1 pseudogene is annotated in these 859 nt (G+C 70.1%); it reads left to right on the forward strand.

The features are described 5' to 3' along the window. Window positions 1-859 (forward strand): annotated as a pseudogene (locus IF89_RS39395) (IS110 family transposase); the annotation flags it as partial.

Here is an 859-nt window from a genome sequence, read left to right on the forward strand (position 1 = left end):
TGGACGCGGATGGCAAGACGCTGCTGTCGCGACGGGTCGCCAACGACGAACCCGAGCTGCTGAAGCTGATCAGCGACGTCCTGGCCCTGGCCGACGGCCGTCAGGTCACCTGGGCCATCGACATGACCGGCGGCGAGCCCGCCCTGCTGCTGGCCCTGCCCGTGGGCCACAGCCAGGAAGCCATCTACATGCCCGGGCGGGTGGTCAACCGGGCCTCCGACGGCTACCGCGGGGAGGGCAAGACTGACGCCCGCGATGCTTATGCCATCGCCGACCAGGCCAGAATGCGCCGTGACCTGCGGCCCATCCGCCCGGGCGACGAGGCCGCAATCGAGCTGAAGCTGCTGACCGGCCGCCGCGCCGACCTGGTCGAGGACCGGACCCGCTCGGTGAACCGCCTGCGCGGGACCATGCTGAGCATGTTCCCGGCTCTGGAGCGGGCCCTGGATGTGACCACACTGGCCCGCTCAAGCTGCCGACCGGCTATCAGACCCCGGCCGCTATCCGCCGAGCCGGCGTCGCCCGGCTGACGAAGTGGCTGGCCAACCGCGATGTCCGCGACGCGAAGGCCCTTGCCGAGACAGCCGTAGAGGCCGCCGAGCGGCAGCACACCTCCGTCCCGGGCGAGAAGACCATCGACAAGCTGGTCCACACTCTGGCCGAGGAGGTGATGACCCTCAACGAGCAGGTCCGCGAGATGGACAATCTCATCGAGGGCAGGTTTCGCGAGCACGGACTCGCCGGTATCGTCCTGAGCGTCCCCGGCATCGGCGCCGTGCTCGGAGCAGAATTCCTCGCCGCCGTCGGCGGCGATCTGGGCGAGTTCAGCACCCCGGATGCCCTGGCGGCACTTGCCGGC

Origin of the sequence: Streptomyces sp. NRRL F-2664 (assembly GCF_000719345.1) — a bacterium.
GTDB lineage: Bacteria > Actinomycetota > Actinomycetes > Streptomycetales > Streptomycetaceae > Streptomyces.